This is a genomic window from Agrococcus citreus (assembly GCF_039527715.1).
Lineage (GTDB): Bacteria > Actinomycetota > Actinomycetes > Actinomycetales > Microbacteriaceae > Agrococcus > Agrococcus citreus.
The window spans coordinates 1-2,073 of the sequence record NZ_BAAAKK010000004.1 but is presented as its reverse complement, the minus strand read 5'-3'; the positions used below and the strand labels follow the sequence as shown (position 1 = coordinate 2,073).

Here is a 2,073-nt window from a genome sequence, read left to right as displayed (position 1 = left end):
CTCGGCGGAGGGCTCCGTGGCGACCGTCGTGCGCGCCGGTCGCCACGAGTTCGTCGTCGACGAGCCGGCCGGGCTCGCGGGCGATGACCTCGGTCCGAGCCCCGTGGAGTTCGCGCTCGGCGCGCTGCTCGGCTGCCAGACGGTCGTCTACCGGCTGTACGCGAAGCGACTCGGCATCACGATCGACCGACTCGAGCTGCGCGCCGAGGGCGACCTCGACGTGCGAGGCCTGTTCGGCGCCGACGACGTGCGGCCCGGCTTCTCGCGGCTCCGCGTGGTCGTCGACATCGAGGGGCCCGAGCCGCGCGAGCGCTACGACGAGCTGCGCCAGGTCGTCGACGCGCACTGCCCGGTGCACGACCTGTTCTCGAACGCGACCCCGATCGAGACCCGCCTCGCCTGACGTCGGCGCCCGCCCCTCGCCCTGCCATAGCCTGGACCGGTGGTGGAGATCATCGAGTTCGAGACGCAGCAGACGACCATCGAGGGCCTCGCCCTCATCCGCATGAAGCAGGTGATCGAGGATCGCGGCACGGTGCGCGAGTTCTACCGCGCATCGGCGTTCGAGGCGGCGGGCATCCCCCTGCCGGCGTTCCAGCAGGTGAACGTCACGCAGACGAATCCCGGCGCCATCCGCGGCATGCACGGTGAGTCGATGGTGAAGCTCATCGCGATCGCCCACGGCACCGCGTGGGGAGCGTGGGTGGATGCGCGGCCCGAGTCGCCGACGCGCGGCGCCGTCTTCCAGACGGCGCTCGAGCCCGGGGTGCAGATCATCGTGCCCGAGGGCGTCTGCAACGGCTTCCAGTCGACCGGCGAGACCCCGACGCAGTACGTCTACTGCTTCACGCAGGAGTGGGTGCCGGGCATGACGGGCGTCGCGATCACGCCGCTCGACCCGGCCCTCGGCATCGACTGGCCCGTGCCCGTCGACACCGAGGACCGCGCGCGCATCAGCGAGAAGGACCTCGCGGCCCCGACGCTCGCCGAGGTGCTCGCCCGTGGATGATCCCGTCGGTGCGGCCGGCGCGGTCCTGCTGCTCGTCGGCGCCGCCTTCGGCGTCGTCGTCTGGCCCGCGTTCCTGCGCCGTGTCGCAGCCGATCCGCGAGCGCGCGACGCGGCGGGCAAGCCGACCCGGTTCCTGACCGTGCACGTGACCCTCGTCGCGATCGCGGTCGTCATCGCGATCGCGCAGGCCGTCGCGGGCATCTGGTGGTTCCTCTCGCGCTGACCCGGGGCTCGTCCATGGCGCGTCCAGCACCGATCCGGTTGGCTGGGCGTCAGCCGGTGCATCGGTGCCGGCCCGGAGACGAGAGGTGCGACCATGGCAGACAGCCCGATCCGCGACGGCGGCGATCAGCCGCTCGACGACGAGAAGCCGCTCCGCACGGCGGCCGAGACCGGCGCGACGCGCTCCGAGGCGCACGGCGGGGACAGCTCCGATGCGCTCGGCGGGGACTCCCGGGCTGAGTCTCATGGCGCTGATGCCGGCGCCGACGCGCACGGCGCGCCGAGCCCTGCCGGGCACGGCGCGCCGAGCCCTGCCGGGCACGGCGAGACCGGCCGAGCACCGCTGCCGGGCGAGGATGCCGCGGGCCCGCTCGACGGCGACGACTCCCCGGGCAACGCCGGCCACCAGCCGCCGGTGCCGACCGGCGGTGAGCCCGGTGGGCCCGACCCGAACATGGACTACGACGGCGACGCCGACTTCGTCGCCGAGGCGACCGGCGAGCGCTACACGCGCAGCGTGCAAGCGGGCATCGACCGGATCGACGAGCACAAGGCGCGCATCGCCGAGCTCGAGGCCGAGCGGGACGCCGCTCCCGACGTGCCAGGCGAGCCGCTCGAGCCGGGTCCCGGGGCGCCCGAGGTGCCCGATGTGCCGGGCGCGCCCGACGTGCCTGATGTTCCCGTGCAGCCGGATGTGCCGGGCGCGCCGCCCATGCCGGGCGCTCCCGGCGCACCGGAGGCGCCGCAGGGGCCCGGCGTGCTGCGCCCGCCGTCGGGCGGCGACGACGCGAGCGGGCTCGACGACCCGTACGACGGCGGCGTGCCCCGCTGATCGGCGTCAG

General features: G+C 74.5%; 4 protein-coding genes. All 4 read left to right on the top strand.

The features are described from left to right. A partial coding sequence (locus ABD106_RS07060) for an OsmC family protein (RefSeq protein WP_343918811.1) occupies positions 1-403 on the top strand: 403 nt, incomplete at its 5' end. Between the two features lie 39 nt (positions 404-442). Next, a complete protein-coding gene (locus ABD106_RS07055; protein WP_343918809.1) occupies positions 443-1,009 on the top strand; it encodes a dTDP-4-dehydrorhamnose 3,5-epimerase family protein in 567 nt (188 codons plus the stop codon). Continuing rightward, positions 1,002-1,232: an SCO4848 family membrane protein gene (locus ABD106_RS07050; protein WP_343918807.1), complete on the top strand. Its 231-nt coding sequence runs from the start codon at positions 1,002-1,004 to the stop codon at positions 1,230-1,232. The genes ABD106_RS07055 and ABD106_RS07050 overlap by 8 nt, the downstream gene beginning before the upstream one ends. 93 nt (positions 1,233-1,325) lie before the next feature. Further along, entirely contained in the window at positions 1,326-2,063 is a 738-nt protein-coding gene (locus ABD106_RS07045) for a hypothetical protein (RefSeq protein ID WP_343918805.1), read from the top strand. The last annotated feature ends 10 nt before the right edge of the window (positions 2,064-2,073 follow it).

Bases quoted from the DNA above. Each gene is read 5' to 3' on its own strand.
- ABD106_RS07045 (WP_343918805.1), top strand. From the start codon at position 1,326: ATGGCAGACAGCCCGATCCGCGACGGCGGCGATCAGCCGCTCGACGAC.